Annotated in this window: 17 protein-coding genes and 1 tRNA gene; 5 read left to right on the forward strand and 13 right to left on the reverse strand. The window is 41.6% G+C overall.

The features are described 5' to 3' along the window. Genes QM629_RS20995 through QM629_RS21015 form a run of 5 tightly spaced genes read right to left on the reverse strand, consistent with a single transcriptional unit; the run spans position 1 to position 11,003 of the window. Positions 1–1,131 carry an acyltransferase family protein gene (locus tag QM629_RS20995; protein ID WP_415161874.1) on the reverse strand — a complete coding sequence of 377 codons (1,131 nt, stop codon included), beginning with the start codon at positions 1,129–1,131 and terminating at the stop codon, positions 1–3. 20 nt (positions 1,132–1,151) lie between these two features. Then, positions 1,152–4,061, reverse strand: a complete 2,910-nt coding sequence (locus tag QM629_RS21000; protein WP_415161875.1) for a beta-galactosidase — start codon at positions 4,059–4,061, stop codon at positions 1,152–1,154. Between the two features lie 4 nt (positions 4,062–4,065). Further along, entirely contained in the window at positions 4,066–6,261 is a 2,196-nt protein-coding gene (locus QM629_RS21005) for an alpha-N-acetylglucosaminidase (protein ID WP_415161876.1), read from the reverse strand. A 58-nt stretch (positions 6,262–6,319) separates the two neighbouring features. After that, positions 6,320–7,810 (reverse strand): RagB/SusD family nutrient uptake outer membrane protein, encoded by a 1,491-nt coding sequence (locus tag QM629_RS21010; protein ID WP_415161877.1) that lies wholly within the window; start codon positions 7,808–7,810, stop codon positions 6,320–6,322. Between the two features lie 10 nt (positions 7,811–7,820). After that, positions 7,821–11,003 (reverse strand): SusC/RagA family TonB-linked outer membrane protein, encoded by a 3,183-nt coding sequence (locus QM629_RS21015; protein WP_415161878.1) that lies wholly within the window; start codon positions 11,001–11,003, stop codon positions 7,821–7,823. 547 nt (positions 11,004–11,550) lie between these two features. Here QM629_RS21015 and QM629_RS21020 point away from each other — a divergent pair. Beyond that, complete coding sequence (locus QM629_RS21020; protein ID WP_415161879.1) at positions 11,551–12,783, forward strand: ROK family protein; 1,233 nt, start codon at positions 11,551–11,553, stop codon at positions 12,781–12,783. Positions 12,784–13,455: 672 nt separating this feature from the next. Here QM629_RS21020 and QM629_RS21025 read toward each other — a convergent pair. Together QM629_RS21025 and QM629_RS21030 are read right to left on the reverse strand one after the other, a co-directional pair. Then, positions 13,456–13,992, reverse strand: a complete 537-nt coding sequence (locus QM629_RS21025; protein WP_415161880.1) for a dihydrofolate reductase family protein — start codon at positions 13,990–13,992, stop codon at positions 13,456–13,458. A gap of 23 nt (positions 13,993–14,015) precedes the next feature. Beyond that, on the reverse strand, positions 14,016–14,765 hold the full coding sequence (locus QM629_RS21030; protein ID WP_415161881.1) for an SDR family oxidoreductase: 750 nt from the start codon (positions 14,763–14,765) through the stop codon (positions 14,016–14,018). Between the two features lie 96 nt (positions 14,766–14,861). Here QM629_RS21030 and QM629_RS21035 point away from each other — a divergent pair, with 96 nt between their 5' ends. Further along, positions 14,862–15,227, forward strand: coding sequence for a winged helix-turn-helix transcriptional regulator (locus QM629_RS21035; protein WP_415161882.1), 366 nt, complete (start codon positions 14,862–14,864; stop codon positions 15,225–15,227). 293 nt (positions 15,228–15,520) lie between these two features. On the opposite strand, the gene QM629_RS21040 is transcribed toward QM629_RS21035, so the two are convergent. Beyond that, entirely contained in the window at positions 15,521–15,820 is a 300-nt protein-coding gene (locus QM629_RS21040) for an Arm DNA-binding domain-containing protein (RefSeq protein WP_415161883.1), read from the reverse strand. A gap of 200 nt (positions 15,821–16,020) precedes the next feature. After that, a tRNA-Arg gene (locus QM629_RS21045) sits at positions 16,021–16,094 on the reverse strand. Positions 16,095–16,228: 134 nt separating this feature from the next. Between QM629_RS21045 and QM629_RS21050 the strand changes: the two genes are divergently transcribed. Beyond that, positions 16,229–16,756: a YfiT family bacillithiol transferase gene (locus QM629_RS21050; RefSeq protein ID WP_415161884.1), complete on the forward strand. Its 528-nt coding sequence runs from the start codon at positions 16,229–16,231 to the stop codon at positions 16,754–16,756. A 202-nt stretch (positions 16,757–16,958) separates the two neighbouring features. Then, on the forward strand, positions 16,959–17,543 hold the full coding sequence (locus QM629_RS21055; protein ID WP_415161885.1) for an NUDIX hydrolase: 585 nt from the start codon (positions 16,959–16,961) through the stop codon (positions 17,541–17,543). Positions 17,544–17,547: 4 nt separating this feature from the next. Here the strand turns inward: QM629_RS21055 and QM629_RS21060 are convergent, their stop codons facing one another. Then, entirely contained in the window at positions 17,548–18,462 is a 915-nt protein-coding gene (locus tag QM629_RS21060; protein ID WP_415161886.1) for a S66 peptidase family protein, read from the reverse strand. Positions 18,463–18,592: 130 nt separating this feature from the next. Between QM629_RS21060 and QM629_RS21065 the strand changes: the two genes are divergently transcribed. After that, entirely contained in the window at positions 18,593–19,477 is an 885-nt protein-coding gene (locus QM629_RS21065) for a purine-nucleoside phosphorylase (protein WP_415161887.1), read from the forward strand. A gap of 192 nt (positions 19,478–19,669) precedes the next feature. On the opposite strand, the gene QM629_RS21070 is transcribed toward QM629_RS21065, so the two are convergent. The 3 genes from QM629_RS21070 to QM629_RS21080 are packed head-to-tail and all read right to left on the reverse strand — an operon-like array spanning position 19,670 to position 22,906. Then, positions 19,670–20,452, reverse strand: a complete 783-nt coding sequence (locus QM629_RS21070; RefSeq protein ID WP_415161888.1) for a glycoside hydrolase family 16 protein — start codon at positions 20,450–20,452, stop codon at positions 19,670–19,672. Between the two features lie 26 nt (positions 20,453–20,478). Beyond that, positions 20,479–21,291 (reverse strand): endonuclease/exonuclease/phosphatase family protein, encoded by an 813-nt coding sequence (locus QM629_RS21075; protein ID WP_415161889.1) that lies wholly within the window; start codon positions 21,289–21,291, stop codon positions 20,479–20,481. A gap of 31 nt (positions 21,292–21,322) precedes the next feature. Continuing rightward, positions 21,323–22,906, reverse strand: a complete 1,584-nt coding sequence (locus QM629_RS21080) for a hypothetical protein (protein ID WP_415161890.1) — start codon at positions 22,904–22,906, stop codon at positions 21,323–21,325. Positions 22,907–22,986 lie beyond the last annotated feature (80 nt).

Raw genomic sequence — 22,986 nt, forward strand, 5'->3', positions numbered from 1 at the left:
CTACAGTTTTATATAAATATTCTTTTTGTGCAATGCATAAGCTGCCAGCCAGCAAAGAAGCATATAACATATAGCGAATAATAAAGTGCCTGCAGGGCCAGGCAATATTACCTGGAAAAAAACTTCATTTACCCACCTGTAAAAACTAATGCCCGGCGCTACCCAAATTACCTGCAGGGCGGTTAACAACAGCTCAGACAACAGGTAAATGGCTAAAGGGTTTTTCCCAAAAATGAGAAAGAAATCCATGCCTTTTTTACAGGCTTTTAATTCTATTAAATAAATCAATAGCCCTGCTATAGATAAGTCAATTCCAATTGTAAGCAAGGTGAAAGGACTCGTCCAAAGTTTTTTAGCCAATGGAAAAAACTGCGACCAAAACAAGGCCACCATTATCAGCAGCATGCCAGCGATAAGCAATTTGGCAACGCTTTCATAATTTTTACCTTTCCGCTGAATAAATATACCAGCCAGGTAACCTGCCGTAACATTTACGATAGCAGGCAAAGTGCTTAGCAAACCTTCGGGATCAAAAGCTATGGGGCCGCCTTTATCGTGGTATAAATGATTATCGCCGAGCAGCAGTTTATCCAATTTTGTGCCCGCATTCCCCAACATTGAAAGCTGCTGGCCGGGTTCGCCAAAAGCATACAGAATGAGCCAGTAACCTAACAACAAACAACAGGAGATAATTACAACGGTGCGGGCCGGAAAAAAATGCACCAGCAAGGCGCCTGCAAAATAGCAAAGGGCTATGCGTTGCAATACTCCCATTATACGCGTATGCGCCATGTCGTTGAACGCCCAGCCACCTTCTTCTGCCCTATGAAAGAAAGGAAACCAATACATGAGGTAACCAAGCAGAAACAAAAGCAGGGCGCGCCGTATAAGCTTTGTAAAGAAGGCTTTTTCAGATTGATATTTCTTTGCAGAAAAACTCAATGCATTGCCCACCACAAAAAGAAAAGTGGGAAATACAAGGTCAGTTGGAGTGAAGCCAAACCAGGCAGCATGATCCAATGGAACATAAGGATTGGCACCCCATCCCGGGGCATTTACAATAATCATAAAACAGATGGTAAGCCCCCTGAAAACATCAAGGGAAAGAAAACGTTCATCTGCAGTTGTCATAGCATGTTTCAATTAATTATTTAGTGATTATGTGCTGTATATTGAATAAAATCACGGCTTGCCAGGGCTTCTGTTATAACCTGTACCTGTACAGGCGCCCTGCCATCTTCATCATAAATGGCGAGGGTATTATCGCCTTCCTTCAGCCAGCATTCAGGGATATACATTCCCGGCGCCGGTATTTTTTCAGGGTAACGGCCTATGTTATGCCCGTTTATCCATACTGAGCCATGTCCCAGTCCGGTTGTTGAAACCCTGCGGATAATGCCATCATTCTCATTTGCATCAATGGTAAAATGTGCTTTGTAAAAACAAGGGCCTTTTTGCCGGAGTGTATCGTTAAGCGCTGCCCATTCCTGCGACCATTCATCGCCGGTCCCGCCTTTCATTTTCCATCCGGTAAGTGGTATTGCACCAGCGGGGATAGGTTTGATAAGAACGGGCTGGTCTATACCGCCTTCATTATCATAATTTTCAATAAATACATTCAAATAAACAGATCCTCTTATTGTATCAAGTTTATTAAGCGTAACATAAAACTTTTGGTTCCAGCCTTCGTGATGTGCCACAGGCTGATGATTAATAAATACGGTTGCATTTTCATCAACACTTCTGAAGAAAAGCATGCCGCTGCCTTTGCTTATTTCACCCGCAGGCAGCAACGTTCTGAACCAGGCGAAACCCTTTTTCTTGTTAAACACATCCTGCCCGATAGTATAGGGTAACCAGCCATCAACGTCAATGGGCATTGAGTCAACGTCTGTTTTCGCTGTGGCCAGCCTGTATTGCCAGTTCTGTAAGGTAAGAAAAGAATGTACACCCTGTATTAGCCTTGCTTCGCCAAATAACCCTTTACTGTCGGTAGAATCAACGGGGCCGATATAAGCTGCTAATTTATCCCTGCCATTATGCGCCACAAAAACAGATAAACTGTGATTTCCTTTAGGTATATGCATAGTTGTAAAACCGTCCTGCACAAGCCATGCGCTTGCAACCCTGCCATCAATATAGGCGGTTGCCCTGCCATTGCCATCAACCTGCAAAGTATATATAGTGTCTTCGGGAACAACAATATTTGCCCTGTACCAGGCGCTGGCCGTAATATCGCCATCTGCACCCATTTGCAATGGGTTATCTGCTTTCAGCCAATTGCCATCCATAAAATCTTTTTCCGAAGCCTGGAATGCCGGCTTGTATTGCCATGATAATGCAGTAGCAGCCGGATGGGGCCTCATGATATAGCGGGGCTGCATCCTGGTTATATTTTTTTCTGTAAGCAACCAGGCTGTTGACCTTTTGCTATCCCAGGGTTGTTCAGTAAAAATGATTGAGCTGTCTTTATCAGCTTTTATGCCTGAAGCATAAGAAGGGCCAATAACTATATGATTGCCCTGTTCATTATTTAAAAACCATGTGTGGTCTGCCAGCTTCCCGGAAATACAAATGATACGGATTGTTTGTCCATCACAATTAAAGCTGTAAGAAACCGGCACTTCGCCTAATGGAAACAGACCTGAGAAACAGACTTTACCATCAATAACCTTGATGGATTTTTCTTTAGGAATTGATTCAATTTTTTTATTGACAGAAAAATTGATTGCAGCTTCTTCTCCACCCTTGCCACTAAGGATAATGTTGGTCGTATTGCCCTGATTATATACCGCATAAACTCTTGAAAAAGCCCAGTCAATCATTACATTTTTTGAAAGTGCAAACCGGTGTATCAGCGGATAAATTTCATTTCCCTCCAGCCAGATTGTCTTGCCTGATATGTTTACCTGCCTGCCGGCTGCTGCCCTGTTATCCAGAAAAACAATATCGCCTTTCGCAGATGAGCGGGCTTTTATAACAACAGATGTGTCATTCAACAGGGCAGCATATTGGCCCGTGGCGTCAACAGCATCAGCTAATACCTGTTCGAAACTGCGGGCAAACAAAGCCGCTCTTTTCATGGCGAAATACATAGGCCGCAAATCGCCGGCCTGCCCTATGCCAGTGGCGTTATCATAACTGGCAGCATCTTCATCGTTGTTATCATATTCAAAATTACTGCCGCCATAAGCCATATAATAATTGTAACCGCCGCCACCGCCAGCTATTATTTTCCAGGTTCTTCTTGCATACAGTTTTGCATCATCTTCGTTACTGCCATAACGGTTAAACCATCCGCTCCAGAACTCTGTTGAAAACCAGGGATTGGGGCGTGCCGCATCATCCAGCTTGTAATTTTCCCCCGCGGGATCTGAATCGTGATGCAAGCCACTGAAAAAATAAGGTACCTCAAGGCCTTTATCCAGCGCATAGAATTTCAGGTGCTCAAAATAAACATTCGGTATAGCCGTTCCCCAGCCGAGAGGATGTTCATTTTCCAACTGCACCATAATAACCGGGCCGCCATGGTTAACCTGGTTACGAAAAACAATGTGCATAAGCGTATCAAAAAAATGGTCAACACATTTTTCAAAAACCGCATTGGGCTCACGTACTTTAAGGTTCTCTTTGAACCGCAGCCAGATGGGATAGCCACCAAAATTCCATTCGGCACAATAATACGGGCCAATACGGGCAATACAGTACATGCCCAGGCTATGCACAAGCTGCAGGAATGCATTCAAATCATGATCGCCGGAAAAATCGAATTTACCTTCCCGGGGTTCGTGATAATTCCAGAAAGTATAAATCTCGACACAATTGAAACCAGCCATTTTTAGACGCAGCAACCTGTCTTTCCATAAACCACGCGGCACCCGTGCATATTCCAGACCAGCCGATACTATAAAAGTTCGCCTGCCATAAATAATAAAGCCTTTTTGATCAAAATCAATATATTTTTTTGCTGTTTCGGCAGCCGGAAAAATATGATCGTTTGACTGGCTATATGCCTGCATACATATACCAGTTAAGATGGATAGATAAAATAGTATGCGCATGCTTCTATGGTTGCTTAACGAGACTTATGTATTTGCTATATAAATCTTTTACAACCTGTATGCTGTTCCCGGATGCTTTGTATGCATATTTTTCATTTGTACTGTTCACCCATTTCCACTCCCGATTCTTTACTTCTTCTTCAAATGCTTTTGTATTCAAGGTATCCTTGCCGGACAAACCCTGTCCCATATATTTAAAAAACAATTGCCAGCGCGGTTTATAAAAATCTTTTACAAGCCCGGCCCACTGTTTATTGGCATATTCATGCAGTTCACTTTCTTTATCGCCCCAAAGCGTAACCTGGTCGCGGGCATTTTTTTCATACAGGTTTTGCTCTTCCGTTGTTATTCCATTTGACCTTGCAGCCCGTATCCACCTGCCAAGCAGGAAATCTGTTCTTGTATTTAAAAGATTGTCGAGGTCATCGAGCAGCGTTAAAAAAGAATTACTGTACAGCTCAAAATCCTTGCGGTTATGTGCGTTATAGGCATCTGCAAATTTTTGCTGCAATACATTGGCATAATTGGCAAGTACCTGACGGGTAATATCAGTAAGATCGTAATGGAAGCCATCATTGCCGGCATAATTATCAGCAGATTTTACAAATAACTCCCAGGCTTTAACCAGCTCCATCGGATCATAGTCAAGCTTCGTTAATACCCGGTGCCCTTGTTTTTCGAGCGTAGGCCTTGCAACCAGTATTGATTCCGGGCCACCTTCGCCCAAACCTCCATTATATACTGTTTTTTCCAGTATTTGCCAGGCGGTGTACAGCGTTTCATCCATTGTTCCATAGCGTTGCTGAACATATTGCTGCAGCCATGTATTAATATCTATAGCATCGCTGCGCCACACATTATCAATCATAAGCTGGTATAAAGCCGGGTTTTGTTCAATGCCTTCCGGAGCGAGGCCGATGCCAGCCATCTTCCCGGAACCATTATCATTAAGTGCAGCGGAAGGATCGTTGGCAACATGGCTCATTCTTCCCCACAAAGAAATATTGCCGCCAAAATTGTGCAGTTGGTTCCATATCCAGGGCTTGCCGTAATAGGCTGCCGTTTGTTGCCATAAAGGATGGGCTTCACTATACAAATCCAGCATAATCATATGATCGTTGGGTATGGCATTCAGGAGTGCCTTTATTTGCGTGGGCTGCCAGAATGTTGACTGATAATGAAACATCCATCCCTGCATTACCCAAACCGCTTTGGGATCGTAAGCAGCCATAGATGCAAAAACTTTTTTGCTGATATCGTTCAAATAGGCGGAATCGTTGCTGGGCGGCAGGTTTTCATTAAACGTGTCTGCTGAATACAAATGGTCTGTTCCATATTCTTTGGTTTGTGCCTTAAGAAAGGCAGCTCCGATCTCTTCGAATAAACTGTCATTTGCATCAAGGATATATACATCATCAAAGCCCGCGCCCCAGTTTGTTTTCTTTACATGGGCCTGTGGAAACTTTTCTGTAAATGCCGGTGGCACATGGCCTGTAAATGCCGGCAAAACAGGTTTCATGCCCAATTCCCTTTCTGCCTTCACTATTTTTTTCTGAAGTTCCTTATGCGTGTCAATCCAGTGCCGGGGCAGCGGCCCACCCCATCCATCTATATTTCCCATCCAGCCCCAGGCGAAATAAGCGGGGCCCGTAAAAAACCTGTCAATATCTGCCCGGGTAAAACCCATGGCGGTATATACTTCCCGCCATATAGCTTCTTCGCCTGTAATTGACAATGGCGTATTGATGCCGTTCAATGCCATCCAGTCTATTTCTTTTTGCCAGCGTTCCCAATCCCACCAGGACATGGTATAGTTGAACGTGCAATAGTTTAAATAATACCTGTACATGTAAGGTGTTACCTTATGCACTTTGGTTGCAACAACCGGCAGTTTCTCCGGTAATTTAAGGTTGCTGCCATTCCATGTTATGAGGCAGTTGCAATAATTGCGCAGATAATAATTAAGCGCCGAAGCAACACTTACACCATTACTGCCGCGCAATATAATTTTGTTGCCCCGGCTCTCCAGTTCAAAAACATCTTTTCCATTTTCCGGCGCTATTTCTTCCACAGAAAAAAAAGCAGCTTTTGACGGAACGGTACGCTGGAGCAGGCCCCGGATAGCGGTTTGGCTGACCTGCGAAAGAACCTGATTGCACAGAATGATGCATACAAAAAGAAAAAGCGGGAATTGTTTCATTTACTAAATGCCGGCTAATGCCTCGTCTTATTTTAAAAAATAATTGTGCAGGAACCCCTTAATTATACCCCGGGTTTTGGGTTATGGTACCACCGCTTACATCAATTTCATTTTGAGGATAAGGAAGCAGGTCATTTTTAGGAGATACAAACGTGCGTGCGGGTTTATAAGTGCCTTCAGCAGATATGCTATTGTATATTTCTGCAGCCAGGCCCCAGCGCACCAGGTCAAAATGCCTGTCGCCTCCTTCAAAAGCCAGTTCCATTTCACGTTCATACATCAGGTCATTAAATGTAGGAGAAGCAATGGCAGACAGCCCTGCACGTTCCCTCACTTTATTGAAAGATTCTGCTGCTGCAGGCACTCCTACGGTACGGTTGTCCGGGCCGCCGCCATTCAGGTTCATGATGGCCTCTGCGTCTATCAGCAATACATCAGCATACCGCAGTGCCGGAACATCCAGACCGGCAGTCCAATCCGTATAACCGTCTTCATACGGTTGCATGAACTTTACGCAAACCACATCAGATAAATTGTTTGGCGCCTGCAGAATATCTGTATATCCATTATAAGTAACCGTATCTACGTCTCTTTTTGCAACAGTTGCTTTTTTACGCACATCACCATCCTCATAGCTATCATAAAACAAATTTGTAGCGCTAACAAGCCTCCACCCGGCGCCCAGGCTTTCTGAATGATTGCCATTCCATACATTATTAGGCAGGTACAGTATGGGAGTAATGGGATAGGTTCCGTACCGGGCTCCCAATGACCACAGGTGCTCTGTGGTATTTTCGTGGTCAAGCGAAAACAAATCTGAATAAACCGCATACAGGTCATGTTCTCCTGAATTTATAACCACTTCAGCGGCGGTTTTAGCTTCGTCCCACTTTTCTTCGTAGGCATAAACTTTAGCCAGCAGGCCATACGCAGCGCCTAAACCGGGACGGCCCTGGTCGTGCGTATAAGAAAGCTGTTCCGTTGCAGCCGTAAGTGCCGTTTCTATAGCAGCCCAGGTTTCATCTTCGGTGGCGCGCACGGATACGGATGCATCCACATTTTCAGGGTCGTAAAGCGGCACGCCGCCATAACGCCTTACAAGGGTAAAATAACAATACCCGATCAGAAAATTGGCTTCTCCCAATATCCTTTGCTTTTCATCTTCATCCATGCTTATGTCTGGCACGTTCACCAAAACATCGTTTGCCCTTTTTATAGTCTGGTAATATTCCTTGTATGCATTCAGGCTGAGGTCTCCTTCATTATTCTGTGTAGCCCTGAACTCGGCCATAGATAAAAAATCTGTGTAGCTATTGTCATTCAGGTAACCAATATCACTGAAAGCTTCCATGCCGCACCATTCTTCCCCGCCCAGGGCTTCTTCCCCCTGCAGGGGCGAATAGGCGCCAGCCAGGCCTTCTTCTGCATCGGTGGCAGATTTCCAATAAACAGCTTCGGTATAGGTATGCGGATCCGTTTTTAAAAAGTCTTTCGAGCAGGAGCTTAATAAAATTGCTATTGTGCTTATAAGATACAATAATTTTTTCATAGCCTGATTATTAAAAATTAAAGTTTATACCGAAAATGAAAGATTTGGATTGCGGATAGAATCCTCTGTCTATCCCGTATATGTTACTGCTGCTGTTAACATCCGCCCCTACTTCCGGGTCAAAACCTGAATAGTTGGTAATGGTTATCAGGTTTTGTGCAGTGAGGTATAACCTCAGCTTTGAAATCCTGTCGCCGAGAAGCTTTTTATCAAAAGTGTATCCCAGGGTAAGGTATTTCATGCGTGCAAAACTGCCGTCTTCAAGATACAGTGTACTGTATGCCCTGTTATTATTGGGGTCAGTTATGGTTACTCTGGGCACCATGGTATTGGTATTTTCGGGCGTCCACCGGTTAAGTATTTCTTTGCTGTTATTATAGGTAGTGCCCTCCATAAATATGCCTCCAAGCTTCAGGCCATTGAATATTTTGTTCCCTGAACTACCCAGCCACATCATAGAAAAGTCGAAGCCTTTATAGCTGGCTGAAAAATTAAAACTATAGGTAAAATTGGGAAAACTGTTGCCTCCGTTTATCTTATCACTAGAGCTTATTGTGCCATCGCCGTCTACATCCTCAAATTTTACGTCCCCAGGCTCTGCATCGGGCTGGATCAGATCGCCATCTGCATTTACATAATTATTAATTTCTTCCTGTGACTGGAATAAGCCTAAAGCCCTCAACACATAAAAATGGCCTAACGGCAAGCCTTCTGATATACGGCCTACATACGTGTTTTTATAATCAGACACATAAATGTCTTCTGAGCCTGATATGCCAAATGTTAAGAGCTTATTTGTTACATGCGCTATATTGCCACCTATTTCATAATTAAAATTTCCCGCATTGCCCCTGTAAGACGCTCCTATTTCAAACCCTTTATTGGAAACCGAACCTGCATTTTTGTAGGGAGCAGTATTTATACCGAATGATGAAACCAATGGAACCTGCACAAGAATATCAGTTGTTTTTTTATTGTAATAGTCGGCGGTAATTATCAGGCTGTTTTTCAATAAGCCCAAATCAATACCTACATCCGTTTGAGTGGTCACTTCCCACTTAATATCTTCGTTGGCAATGCTGGTGGATGCAAGGGCAGTATATGCAGCGCCTCCCAGCGTTGGAGATTCTACCGAGCTTAATGTGCTATAGTATTGATAGTTGCTGATTTTATCGTTTCCAAGCTGGCCCCAGCTGGCGCGTATTTTTAAATCAGAAACGACAGGCGTAAGCCTTTTGAAAAAATTTTCTTTTGAAATTCTCCAGCCGCCGGAAACCGAGGGAAAGGTTCCCCAACGGTGGTTGGGGCCAAATTTTGAAGACCCGTCCCGGCGCACGTTTGCGGCTATAAGATATTTATTATCATACTCATAAGCAGCGCGGGCAAAGTAACCTATCAAGGTATAATCGCTGGCCGAACCGGTTATATGGTCTGAAAAAGTACTTGCATTGCTGAAATACCAGAGCGATTCATCCTGGTTCGTGAAGTCTGTAGCGGTTGCGGAAATACCCTCGCTGTAATCAGATTCCGAAGACATGCCTATCAAACCGGAGATATGGTGCTTGCCCAAAGTTTTATCAGCCGTTATGGTATTATTCCATATCCAGTTTCGCCCTGTAGCGTAATTCTCATATAATTCATTTTGCCCAAAGCTCCTGCCGCCGCTGGAAGACGAGTCAGTAAACGATTTGTATTTGGAATGACTCCACCAATAGGCAAAATCAGATTTAATTGTAAAAATATCCCATAGCTTGTACTGCAGATACGCATTTCCGCCTGCTGTGGTACCATAAGTGCGATTATTAATAAGCTGAATAGCTGCCACAGGATTATTTATGTCTGCCACAGGAGCGCCATATACCCCGTTGGCCTTATCTTCCCAAACCGGTATATTCCTGAACATGAACAAAGCATCGGAAAGTATGCCGCTATAGTCGCTTCTGGTGTCACCCTGCCTTGTATCAGAAGACACCAGATAGGCATTTTCACCAAACTCCAGGTTTTTGGTAATTTGGTGCTGGCTGTTAAACCTGAGGTTATACCGCTTGAAATAAGTATTCAGCAAAGTACCATTGTTATCGAGGAACCCAAAACTTAAAGAATAGTTCGACTTATCTGAGCCTCCCCTGATTGCAAGGTCCTGCGTTGAAGTATAAGCCGTACGGAGTATTTCCTTAAACCAGTCGGTACGGGTTATAGCATTGTCGGCATCGGTATAATAATCCCATGAGGTTGAGCTTGTATCTGTACCATCATTTGTAAGGGCTTCGGTATGAATTGTATTCCTTTCTGCTGCAGTTAAGGAAGTAGGCATGCGCCATACCTGCTGCAGGCCCTGGCTTGTATTTAACGAAAACGTTGTTTTTTGGCCCTTGCTGCCTTTTTTAGTTGTTACGATCACAACGCCATTGGCGCCTCTTGATCCATAAATGGCGGCCGAAGCAGCATCTTTTAATATAGACATGCTTTCTATATCCGCCGGATTAATATCGGAAATACCTGAAGTAATAATGCCATCAACAACGTACAGGGGGGTATTATCGTTGAGCGTACCGGCGCCGCGAATTCTTATTTCTACACTGCCCCCGGGCTCACCGGAATTTTGAATTACAGTAACGCCCGACGCCCTGCCCTGTAATGCATGCGAAACAGACTGGTTAATACCTTCATTTAAGTCAGTTGCCGATACGGTAGAAACGGCGCCTGTTAAATCAGCTTTTTTCTGCGTTCCATAACCAATAACCACCACATCATTCAATGAAGTATCTTTAGAAGTTAGAACTATTGTTAAAGGAGATGTGCCGCTAACAGTAAATTCTTTGGTTTCATAACCTATGGAGGAAACTATAAGCACTGCATTTTCTTCAGCAATATTTAGTTTAAACGTTCCATTTTCATCTGCCTGTGTGCCAATGTTTTTTCCCTTTACCTTTATTGTCGCGCCAGCCACTGCGTTGCCATTGTTGTCCACAACCTTTCCGGTTATATCAACTGCAAAAGTTTGCTTGCCGGTGTATTTTACCGAAGGTGGGACAGCGGCATATTCACTTCTGTTCCGGAATGGATTTTTTATATCTTTTGCCTGCAAGCCATTGCTTAACAATCCAAAAGAGAACAGGAAAAGGCATGCTTTTCCGCAGCCGGAATGCGCAAAACAAGCCATTGAAAACAAAGCCTTTACTTTTAATTTCATAACAATTGATTTTCTTATTAACTATTTTATATAGTAACTACAGCAGATGGGGGCCGGCTATAAAACCATCCCTTGTTCTTGATATTAACCCAATATTCTCCCAATTAAAACATCGCCCAGCCAATCAAGTCTATCAGAGGAATTTTAATAAGTAATTGGTTTTAAGCGATTTTAATTTGCTTTGGCTTGATTGAATCCTTACTCGTTTTTTACCAGCTTATATAGAATAAAAACTCAATTCGATCTCATGCAGGATATCGCTTATAAATAAGCAATTCTATTTGATTTAACTTTATAAATCTCTATACACACAAAATCGAAAAACTTCTTTCTCTTATTCTATATTATATAAAGCAATAAATTAATACAAATATTCTTAAATATAATTAATAAACATAAAAAAAACATCTATTTTTTTTATTAATTAAAAAAAATATTTAAATAAATATAGTATGTAACATTTTTTTGTTAAAAAAATGTTACAGAATCATTGCGGTGAATTTAATAGTTTAATAATATTATTATTGCGTCATTTCTTATTTTAAATATGAACAATAACACAAGTATCAGGGATGTCTTGGAAAGCATTGCTGAAAATGAAGGCAAAGAAGGGCATCTGAAAATAAAAATATTAAAATCCCTTTTTGAATTAAAGGAAGCCTCTATTGCCAACCTTTGTGATAATATGAACTTAAGCATTCCCAGTGTTAATAAAATACTTTCAGGGTTGTTTGGTGCAAATTGGATTGAAAGAAAAGGCAATGGTATTTCAAAAAATGGAAGGCGCCCTTCAATTATCAGCCTGGCTCCTAATCTATTTTATATATTATGCATTGATATTGAATTATTTGCAGTTAAAATAGCCATATTTGACAATACGGTTCTGTGTTTTAAAAAAATTACTTTTCCTTTTATCTTATCTAAATCAAGGGAAGACATCAGCACGATTGTGGCAGAAGCAGAAAAGCTGCTGACTGAGGCCCAGATAGATAAAAAACAGCTGATTGGTGTGAGTATATGCCTTCCGGGTTTAATAAATACGGTTAATGGTGAAACTTTCTTCTATCTTACAGAACCTGCAAACAGGATTACACTGTCTGAATACTTTGAGGCATTATTTGGTTTGCCTGTCATTCTTCAAAATGATGTAAATGCCGCGGCGCTTGGGGAACTGAAATATGGCAAGGCGCAAGGGAAAAAAGACGCTTTGGTTCTTTTAATGGATTGGGGCATAGGGCTTGGAATTATAATGGATGGAGACGTAAGAAAAGGCGCATTGGGATTCTCTGGCGAAATAGGGCATATACCTTTTGATTATAACGGTAAATTGTGTTATTGTGGTAAACAAGGCTGCCTGGAAACGATTGCATCGGGCATTGCACTTGTTAAAATGGCAAAAGAAGGAATTAAATCAGGCCAAAGCTCCATTTTATACGAACTAAGCAATCAGAACCTGGATAATATAGACCCTGCAATAATTATTGATGCAGCAAAAAAAGGTGACCTTTTTGCTATACAATTATTGTCACAGGTTGGAAGCGCTCTCGGCAAAGGAATTTCAACCCTTATACAAATATTTAACCCGGAACTGATTATCCTGGAGGGAAGAATTGCAGGGGCCGGGCAGTATATTACTTTACCCGTACTGCAATCCATAAATACTTATTGTATGGCTCAAATAAGGGAACAAACCCAGATAGCCGTATCCGAATTGGGCGAAAGCGCCAGCCTGATCGGGTGCGCCATTGAAGGAATAAATAAACTCCTGCCTGAGTGCTAAAGGAAGACAGGGTTGTTAATATACATTCCGGTATCTTCATTGCAGTAACCCAAAATGCTTTGCTTTAATAATTACCGCCTTTTACCGTGGCGAGATTGATTCTATTCCTAATAGAAAATAGCATAGCATCGTTGCAGGAAGCTATAAAAAAGAGGCTATTCCGTGGCTGAAGTAGATATAATACCGTCTGGCAATAATGCTCAATGCTATCAAATTATTACCGCAAAAAAATTCTTCAAAATAAATTTTGCCAATTCAGATTAACAGCTCAATTTATGTCAAGCTATTATGTGCAAATGCCGTTGAGCAAAGTCTAAACAGAACCTTTTCTGCTGCTTAAGCCTTGGAGCTAAAAAATAGCCTGACCTGAAATTTCGGAAAACTTACAATCACATACGTGTATAGTGACGCCGTCCATTCAACAAGCTGCCTGTTAAATTAACCTGGTTGTTTTGAAGCATAGACTGTAAGCCTAGCTCCCATGAATTGTTTGCATTTTGTCCAAGTCTAAACTGATTTAATAAAAATGTTCTTGGCCCATGTCCCCAACCGGAACCATTATAACCAACATTCGCACCAGTAAAGAGGCTGTCAAAAGTCGAGTCAACCTCTTTTTTATTCGGATACCTGATGGAGAAAGTTTTCGTTTAAGCGATTCTCAAAGCCTTCAATTTACTTTTGAGACTTCCTCCTTTCAATTCTGCTGTAACGAAGTTGAATAACATCATCAGTCAAAAGTTTTTGACCAGCCAACTTGAATTTGATATTCAGTTTATCGCTGTTTCCCAAATCGCCACCGTTTGTAATAATCGGGACAACATTAAAAAGGACATCGGTTATCAAATCCGTTTCCAAAAACGCATTGTAGGTTTCTGTTCCACCACCTACAATAATTTTATCAATTCCTTTTCCTGACAAGTATTTCACGGCTTCTTCGGGCGTTTTTGCAACCTTGCGTTCATCGTTTGTTTGTGCCGTTGTAGAAAGCCAAACAAATTCCACATCGGGAAAGGCGGCTTTGATTGCGGCTGCACCACCAAAAGCCTTTTCAAAAACTTCAAACGACTTTCTTCCCATTACAAGGTTTTTCGCTTGTTTAATATCCTGCACAGAAAAATTGATTATTTCTTGCGGCGCCTGATGATTTAAGTTTTCAGACAACAATATTTTTCCGTTGGCTGACACATTTGCATATAACACTACTCTCATTGTTTTTAAATACTTTTATTGATTTACTTTAATATCCTGAAGCCACCATCAATTAACAATTCAACACCTGAGATAAAAGACGCTTCATCGGAGGCTAAGAAAAGAGCCGTGTTGGCAATATCTTCGGGTTTTCCAATTCTTTTGACGGCATTTTGAGTAGAAATATTGGCTTTAAGTGCCTGAACAGCTTCGACAGGCATTGACTTTGCTAAAATTGGCGTGTCAATTAGCCCCGGACTGATAATATTCACTCTGATTTTTTTGTCTGACAATTCATTGGCTGCAATGCGGGCAATTACATTTACTGCGGCTTTTGTTGCGGAATAAACGCTTGTGCCGGCTCTGGAAGTGGTAGCCGAACCTGATGAAGTAACCAAAATGGAAGCGTTTTCTGCCAAGTGAGGAATGAGTTTTTGCAACGTAAAAAACAATCCTCTTACGTTCACATTGAACATTGCATCAAAATCTTCAACAGTAGTAGCGGCAATTGGCGTAAATATTGAAATACCTGCGTTAAGAAAAACAACATCAAGTTTTCTTCCCGATTGAACTACGACTTTTTCCAAGTTTGCTATGTCCGACAAATCGGCAATATCAGAAACGACCGCTTTTAGTTTCGGGCTATTTATTTCCTCTGTTGCCTTTCTTAAATTGTCGGGATTTTTTCCTGTTATTATCACACCTGCACCTTCATGTATGAATGCTTTTGCGGTAGCAAATCCCATACCTGTGCTACCGCCTGTAATCAAAACTTGTTTGTTCTCAAATCTCATTTTTCTAATTTTTTACTGTGAGCAGCAAAGCTTTGTATAAGATAGTTTACTTTTGTTATCAGTTTACCGAAGGTAACCAATTACATCAAAGTAACTATGGCAACAAAAAAACAAGAAACGACAAGTCAAGAATGCACAAACAATCTATTAGCATTGCGGGACAGCCTTGAATTATTGGGTGGAAAATGGAAACTTTTGATAGTGTTGTATATTGGTAAAAATACTGACGAACTACAACACTTCAAAAAGATAGAAAAAGCAATTACAGGTATTTCTGCAAAAATGCTTTCCAAAGAGTTGAAAACACTTGAAGAAAACAAAATCGTAACACGGACAATCCAAAACACACGACCAATTACCGTAACTTATGCTTTGACAAAATACGGACAGACACTTATTCCGATAGCAAGAGAACTGCAAAATTGGGGACTTAACCACAGAAAACTGATAAAGCAAAAATAGAGCGACAGAAAAACGGCTGGTAATAACTAAGCTTTCGATGCGTACGAAGTACGGGCAATGAAAGCGTTGTTGAACAGCTTGTCCCGAAAAAATTGGGAAAACCTGCGGTTGCCGGTCTTGCCTTATGGGGTTGTTGTTATACTATAGAAGATTTTAAAACAGGTAAGGATGGTTACATTATAACTGCTGCATGCAGGCTGTTGTTATAACGGTTATAAAGGTATAAGGTTATTTATAGCACAAAAAAGCCCCTTATCCATAAACATCAGCTTACAGGCACAGGCCGGGTTTGACTAAATTGTTTTACAATTTTTGTCCAGTCTTTTAGGGGCTAAGACAAGATCACTGATGATTTCATATACACGATTTTCCAAATCAGAAAGCTGATTATTCATTGTGACCGCCTTATAAGATGTACCTTTTATTCTGCATTTTTTCTTTATCCAATCAGAGGAGGAAATCCAAATGCCGTTACTAAGATTTTTATATTGACCGTTGAAACGCAAACGCATATAAACGGGTACAATATCTTTCTCTTTATTCAGTTTACTATTCAATAATCGAAAAGAGACCTTAACAGCAATGTTCTTCATTGTTTATTTTATTATATATATCAAAAAAGTTGAGTAAAATGAGATTTCAAGGCTATTTAGCGGAAATTTTTTTGCAGTCCTAAAACAGTCCCAGAATGTTAATGGATTGCTAATAGAATATTGGTGTAGTGTTAGGGTGGTTTACAGGGAGATACACAAAATAAAAAAGCCAATACAATGAATATCGTACTGGCTAAGTGTGACCTCGTCAGGATTCAAACCTGAAACCTTTTGATCCGTAGTCAAATGCTCTATTCAATTGAGCTACGAGGCCTGTTCCCCTTTTGGGGCTGCAAATATAGGCATCCATAGCCAAATAAGAAAAGTTAACCGCCAAGGTTTTTTAACCCCTGTAAATATAACGGGGTTTTAAAGATATTTACGCCGTTTACCAGCAATTTCAATTTTATGAGCATAGATTTACGCTTTCCCAAAGGCCAGTTTTTGCCACAACCTTTTTCGCAAAAGCAAAAGGAAGAATGGCTGCTGGATATTAAATTCCTGCCATCGGAACTGGAGATGACTATTCAAAATTTAGATGAGGCGCAACTGCAAACACCTTATCGCGAAGGCGGCTGGACGGTCCATCAACTGGTGCACCATATTGCCGACAGCCATATAAACGCCTACATGCGTTTCAGGCTGGGGCTTACAGAAAATGACCCCACCATAAAACCATATAACCAGGATGCCTGGGCACAATTGAATGATACAAAAACGCTGCCCGTAAATATATCATTAACCTTATTGCATGCCTTGCACCAACGGTTATATGCAACTATAAAAGACATACATGATGATGCCTGGGAACGAACTGTTTTTCACCCGGAGCATAAAAAGAAGATAAGCCTTTGGGAATTGCTGGGCATGTATGCCTGGCATGGCAAACACCATGTGGCGCATATTAAAAGCCTGCGGGAAAGAATGGACTGGTAAAGATTGGGAGTTTACTTGTTCACAAGTTCACGGGTTTCATTTATTTTAAAGTTGATTATTGAATTTGTTGTTGAGTTGGAGTATGCTGCCATGAAAAACTTCAGATGAAGTGTTGTGACGCAAGGAACGTTGCCACAACGATATTTGCCGGTATCATAAAACAAACAGCGATAGTTATTTTTACAAAAACAAATAATAAAACATGAGCAATATTTTGGAAAACGATGGACATTTAAAATGGAAAACCTTATCGTCTGAATATTTATCGCATGCCACCTGGTTTACCGTGAGGAAAGATGTTTGCGAGCGGAATGACGGCAAAATCATTGATGATTATTATGTATTTGAATTTCCGGAATGGGCCACGGCTTTTGCTTTAACGGAGGAAGGGAAAATATTAATAACCAAGCAATACCGCCAGGCTTTGGGTGAAGTATGCATTGAATTGCCCGGCGGTTGCGTAGATGCTGACGATGCATCGTATGAAGATGGCATCCGGCGGGAATTGCTTGAGGAAACAGGATATGAATTTGATGAAATAAAACCGCTGGGAAAAATTTCGGCCAATCCTTCTACCAACACCAACCTTATGCACATGTTTTTGGCAACGGGCGGCAGAAAAACAAAAGGCCAGTCGCTCGATGCAAATGAAGAGATTGATGTGTATGAAATAAGTTTTGATGAGCTGATGCAGTTGATTGATGATAATAAGATCATGCAAAGCATGCATTTAAGCACGATTTATTATGCATTGCGCAGCCTGGGAAAACTAACCTATAATAAATAGCTTTCTACCCTGCCTGCTCTGCAAGCGTTACAGCATCTCCGTTCACATTAAACCGAAAGTTTGTCCCAACCTTCAGTGCATAGTTTTCCTTCACATGGCCAACGGGAAAACCGAAGCAAACCGGATAAGTATATTCTTTCACTTTATCAAATATCAGTTCATATAATTCCTGCCCAAAAGGAATGGCGGTGTCTTTCATATCGGCAAACCTTCCAACTATAAAACCAGCAAGCCCATCTAATTTGCCGGCGCGTTTCAGTTGCAGCAGCATCCTGTCAACATTATATAAGTATTCGCCAATGTCTTCTATAAACAGTATTTTATTTTTTGTATCAATATCCGACGCTGAACCAACAATATGTGCCAGCAAGGCCAGGTTGCCGCCAGATAGTTCACCCTGTGCAAGCCCATTCCTGTTTAAAGCATGTGCTGAAATGGTATAAAATTGTGGTTGGCCCGTAATGCTGTTGAATATGGACTGAATGTAACCTTCACCTTCTTCCATGTCATTAAATGCAGATGCCATGGGCGCATGCAGGGAAGCAATGTTATAGTTTGAATGCACATGGGAAAGCAACAGGGTTATATCGCTGTAGCCGATGATCCATTTAGGATGTTGCACAAATTTTTCAAAGTTGATGTTGTCAATTATCCGGCTTAAGCCATAGCCGCCCCTTGCGCAAAAGATGGCTTTTACCGCTTCATCATCCAGCATGGTTTGCAGGTCATTTAATCTGTCTTCATCTGTGCCGGAAAAATAACTGCATTGCGTGCCTAATGTTTTTCCCTGTTTAACGGTAAAACCCCATTGCTGCAGCATATTCATACAGCGCTGAATTTTTTCAGGCGGCATGCAGCCCGATGGACAGATCATGCCAATGGTATCGCCCGGTTTTAAATATGGAGGAATTATAGCCATTCGTTTAACTGTATTTGGCGCTTGTTTTTTTAACGTTAGCCCGGGATAAAGAAATTAACCCAGGCTTAAAAGCCTGGAACACCAGGGCAAATCATTATCCTGGCTTCCTGCATGCCTTTATCTGCAGGTTATGCAAATAAACGCAGATTGCAATAAACTGCCTTTATCTTTGGCGCCTTCTTTATACATCATGGAAAATAATTTAATACAGCAATTAAGCGAAACTGTTGCTTTTATCAGGTTAAAATATGCAAAGCAGCCATTGGTTGGCGTGGTATTGGGCAGCGGGCTTGGCAATTTTACCAGCGGCATGCAGGTGGAGTATGAGATTGATTACAGCGATCTGCCGCATTTCCCCGTAAGCACCGTTGCCGGCCATAAAGGCAAGCTGGTTTTTGGCAGTATAAACAATAAGCTGGTTGTGGTTATGGCCGGCCGTTTTCATTTTTATGAAGGTTATGCCTTGCAGCAGGTGGTTTACCCTATCCGGGTAATGAAGATGCTGGGCGTAGAAACCCTCCTTTTGTCTAACGCGGCAGGCGGCGTGAACCCTTCGTTTAAAGTAGGGGACATGATGATCATTAACGACCATATCAGCTTTTTTACCATAAATCCGCTCATCGGTAAAAATGAAGAGGCGCTGGGCACCCGGTTTCCTGACATGAGCGAGCCGTACAGCAAAGCGCTTATTGAAAAAGCAAAAGCCATTGCAAAAGACCTGGGGCATGAAGTGAAGGAAGGTGTGTATTGCGGGGTTACCGGCCCCACCTTTGAAACCCGTTCGGAATATAAGCTTATTAAAACGGTGGGCGGCGATGCGGTGGGCATGAGCACCGTGCAGGAAGCGATTGCTGCCGTACACGTGGGCATGAAGGTATTTGCCATGAGCATTATTACCGATATGGGCATTCGCGAAGAAGATAATATTATTACCCATGAAGAAGTGCTGGCTGCTGCCAGTGAGGCCGAGCCGAAAATGACGGCGCTGTTTAAGGCGCTGGTGGGGAATTTGTAAAGTTTAGAGCGCTGGATGCTCAATATTCAATTTACAATAATCCCCGCCTGACCGGATCAGTCGGGCAGGAATATTCGGGGTATAACGAGGCGCTGGTTCGTTGTTTTTGCGTGGCAGCATATATTGCTTAATGTTTTTGGTATGTGAAAACATTCTGTTTTTGTATGTACTTATCATCACTATTCATCCTATTTAAAAAGTATAGAACCGCACCCGGTCAATTTCCATTTCAACAGGCAGGTCTGCGGGATTAATTTTTCCAACCCAGCTACCGCCCAACTGCATATCCAGCAATAAATAATGGTTGGCACTGGCATAAGGAAACTGATCTTTCTTATCTGTTTTAATACGCGGATAAGCAAATGTTCTTTTATCATTTACGTAAAACACAACACTGTCGCGGTATTTCTCCACAGCGTATGTATTAAATTCATTTAGTTTAATCGGCGCTGTGCCGCCATGCTCAGGATCGTGTTTTATATTTAAGTCAATAGTATAATAAGAATGAACGGTTTGATAAGCAATGCTGTCATAATTAAGATGCTCCATAATATCTATCTCTCCGCCACCGGGATATTTTTCACCCTGCCCCAATAGCCAGAATGCAGGCCAGGCGCCGGTTGCACCATTCAGCTTCGCCCTTATTTCGAGCCTTCCCAAACCAAAGCTTACTTTATCTTTTGTGTAAATGCCACCGGTAAGATATCTGGATGTATCGTTCGATACCGTTGTATTATTTATACCGCGTAATATCAGCTTGCCATCACGCATGGCATAACAACTGTCAAAATCACTCATGTGCCGGTTCCAGTCTGATGGGCCACGTGGTATTTTAGACCACCGGGTTGTATCAAAAGAATGTAACTGGTTAAAATTTTCTTCCCAGGTAAGTTTTCTTTTATGCGCATGCTTTGTGCCTGCGCATGACGCAAGCATTGTAAGCATTAATAAAAAACCGGCTGTTTTGCTGTTCATGAAAAAGGATGATATTTTTTGAATGATTATTTTAACTGCAGTTCGGCTACAACGGGCATGTGGTCTGATGCTTCCTTATTCTGTATTACATTATGCGATAAAACAGTGATTGCATTTTTGGGCTTGGATGCAATAAAATCAATAGCGCCGGTTTCACCATCTTCCCAAAATGTTGGCGGGCAATTACTGCAGGTGCGCATAAAATGTTCATCAAGCGTATTAATCACATCGCTGCCTTCATTTGCATTAAAATCTCCCGCTACAATAAATGGCAGCGATGTTTCATCTGCAATACGGCAGATTTCTTTAATCTGTAAATCCCTGCTGGTTTTATGATAAGCTTCCAAATGAGTACAGCCAAAGCGAAAGGTTTTTCCACCGGGAAGTGTAACGGTTCCTGTTGCCAGCATGCGCTGCTCGCCTCCGTTGGACGAATCCATTGGTAAAGCATAAGCTTTCGTTTCGGTTAAAGGATACTTTGATAAGATAAGAATACCGTACTGGCCGCCATCATAATCCATCGCTTTTGCAAAAAAGGAAGATTTGTAACCGGCTTTGGTTGCCAGTTGTTCCGCTTCATTAATTTTTCCTGAACGCACTGTATTTACATCTATTTCCTGCACAGCAGCAATATCTGCGTTTTGTTTTTTTATAACTGCTGCAATGGCATTCACATCAATAACACCTGCTTTCTCCGGCGGGTTGCAATGATGCACATTATACGTTATTACTTTAACGTTATTACTGCCTGCATTATAAACCGGGATATTCCTGCCTGAGCTGGCTGTAATAAATATGAATGCGGAGATGAGTATAAGTTTTAAACGTGTTTGTTGCATAAGAATAATTTTAATTCATATGATTAATTTATCAAGGCTTTTTAATGGTGATATCATCAAGAATAACGTCTGAATAGCCTTCATTGGAAATATGAATGCGAATAGTTTTCATATTATTTCCAAAGGCTTTACCGGAATGAAAATTAATGCTGTCTTCTGTAAAATTGTTTTTGCAGGCAGGCGCTTGTTTGTTGAGTGAAGTGAGTGTGCCCGTAACAGCTTCTACATTATCTATGCTTACATTAAGCCGGCCATTTCCGTAATGCCAATAAGACAATTTATAATCCGTGTCATTATTCAGGTAAACGTATTGTTCTATTTTTTGACCGGGCTTTAATAACACGCCGGCAGTATTGTTATTACCAGCATGCTGAACCCTTGTTCCATCACCTTCCCATGGCAAAAGGCTATCGCCATCTTCAAAACCAGGGTTGGGCAGTTCGTTGCCACCATTTAACGGCCATTGATAATAACGGATATAATCCACCTCCATATTTACGCCGCCGTCAGATCCATAACTCCCCAGGAATACGCTCATAAAATGATCGGGGGAATATATTTTGTGCCTGTCGGTATATTCACCCATCAATTTGCCGTTGATGTAATGTTTAATAGCGGTGGGTGTCCATAAGATGCCATGTGTTACCCAATTGTTTTCGTGCTGAACGCCTTCTGTTATGTGTGTAGCCAGGTTATGTACGAACTTTCCATCTTTATCAACCTGGCCATGCAACACGAATTGTGCGTTCAATAACTCAAATACATCAATTTCAAAAACCTGGCCGGGTGGGCGAATGCCTGCAACGCCATTCACTGTTGAGCCTTGCTGCAAATAGTATTTTAAATCAGGACCGGGAGAATCGAACCAAAATGCTGTGTTTAATCCTTTAGGACTGCCGGTTTTACTTCTTTTTACTTTTACTTCAAAATAACCGCCACGGCTGTTGTTCAGCAAATTCTCATTGGTACGCCAGTCATAGGTTTGAATGGAAGATATTTTCTGGTTGCCTTTTACATTATATAACCTGTATGGCAATGAATCATTAACAAACAGGTTAATTGTTTTTCCGTTTAATATGTAAGCCGGCTGCGGCAATTTATCTTCAAGCATTTCATTTCTCGATGCTTCATCCATGTAATTGAACGTAGAAAAATAATTGGTTGTCCACTTATTGCGATTCAGCAATGCATCATTAAACTCATCCTGCCAAAATAATTGCATGCCTTCGGGAACTGCAGCGGAGCTGGGATTTGTTTGCAGTTCCTGCAGCTCAAGGCTATCTGCTACCCAGTTTTTTTGAGTGCGTACTGTGGCCGTTAAAATATTTTTTACAACACCGGCGGCAACCGGTTCCAGCCACACTTTATAGGATGTTTCCGGTGTTAGATTTTGTATGTAAAATTTGCCAATGCCAGCTTTGATAACCGTATCAGGCTGCTGCGGTCTTTCGTCATTTGCAGACCAATAAATGTTATATGCTTCAACGCCCGGAACATCATCCCAGCCCAAACGTATCCAACTGCGGGTGCCCAGTAATTGCAACCGGCTGTTTTGCTGTTGTGCATAAATAGTTGCTGATAAAACAGTGAATATTAAAAAGAATATTGTTCTCATTGGCCTATTTCAATTTCAGTAATCATATTGCCGGTACTTAAACAGTTTCAGTAAACTGAAACAACACTTTTAAACCGCGT

This window comes from Parafilimonas sp. (genome assembly GCF_047606085.1).
Taxonomy (GTDB): domain Bacteria; phylum Bacteroidota; class Bacteroidia; order Chitinophagales; family Chitinophagaceae; genus Parafilimonas.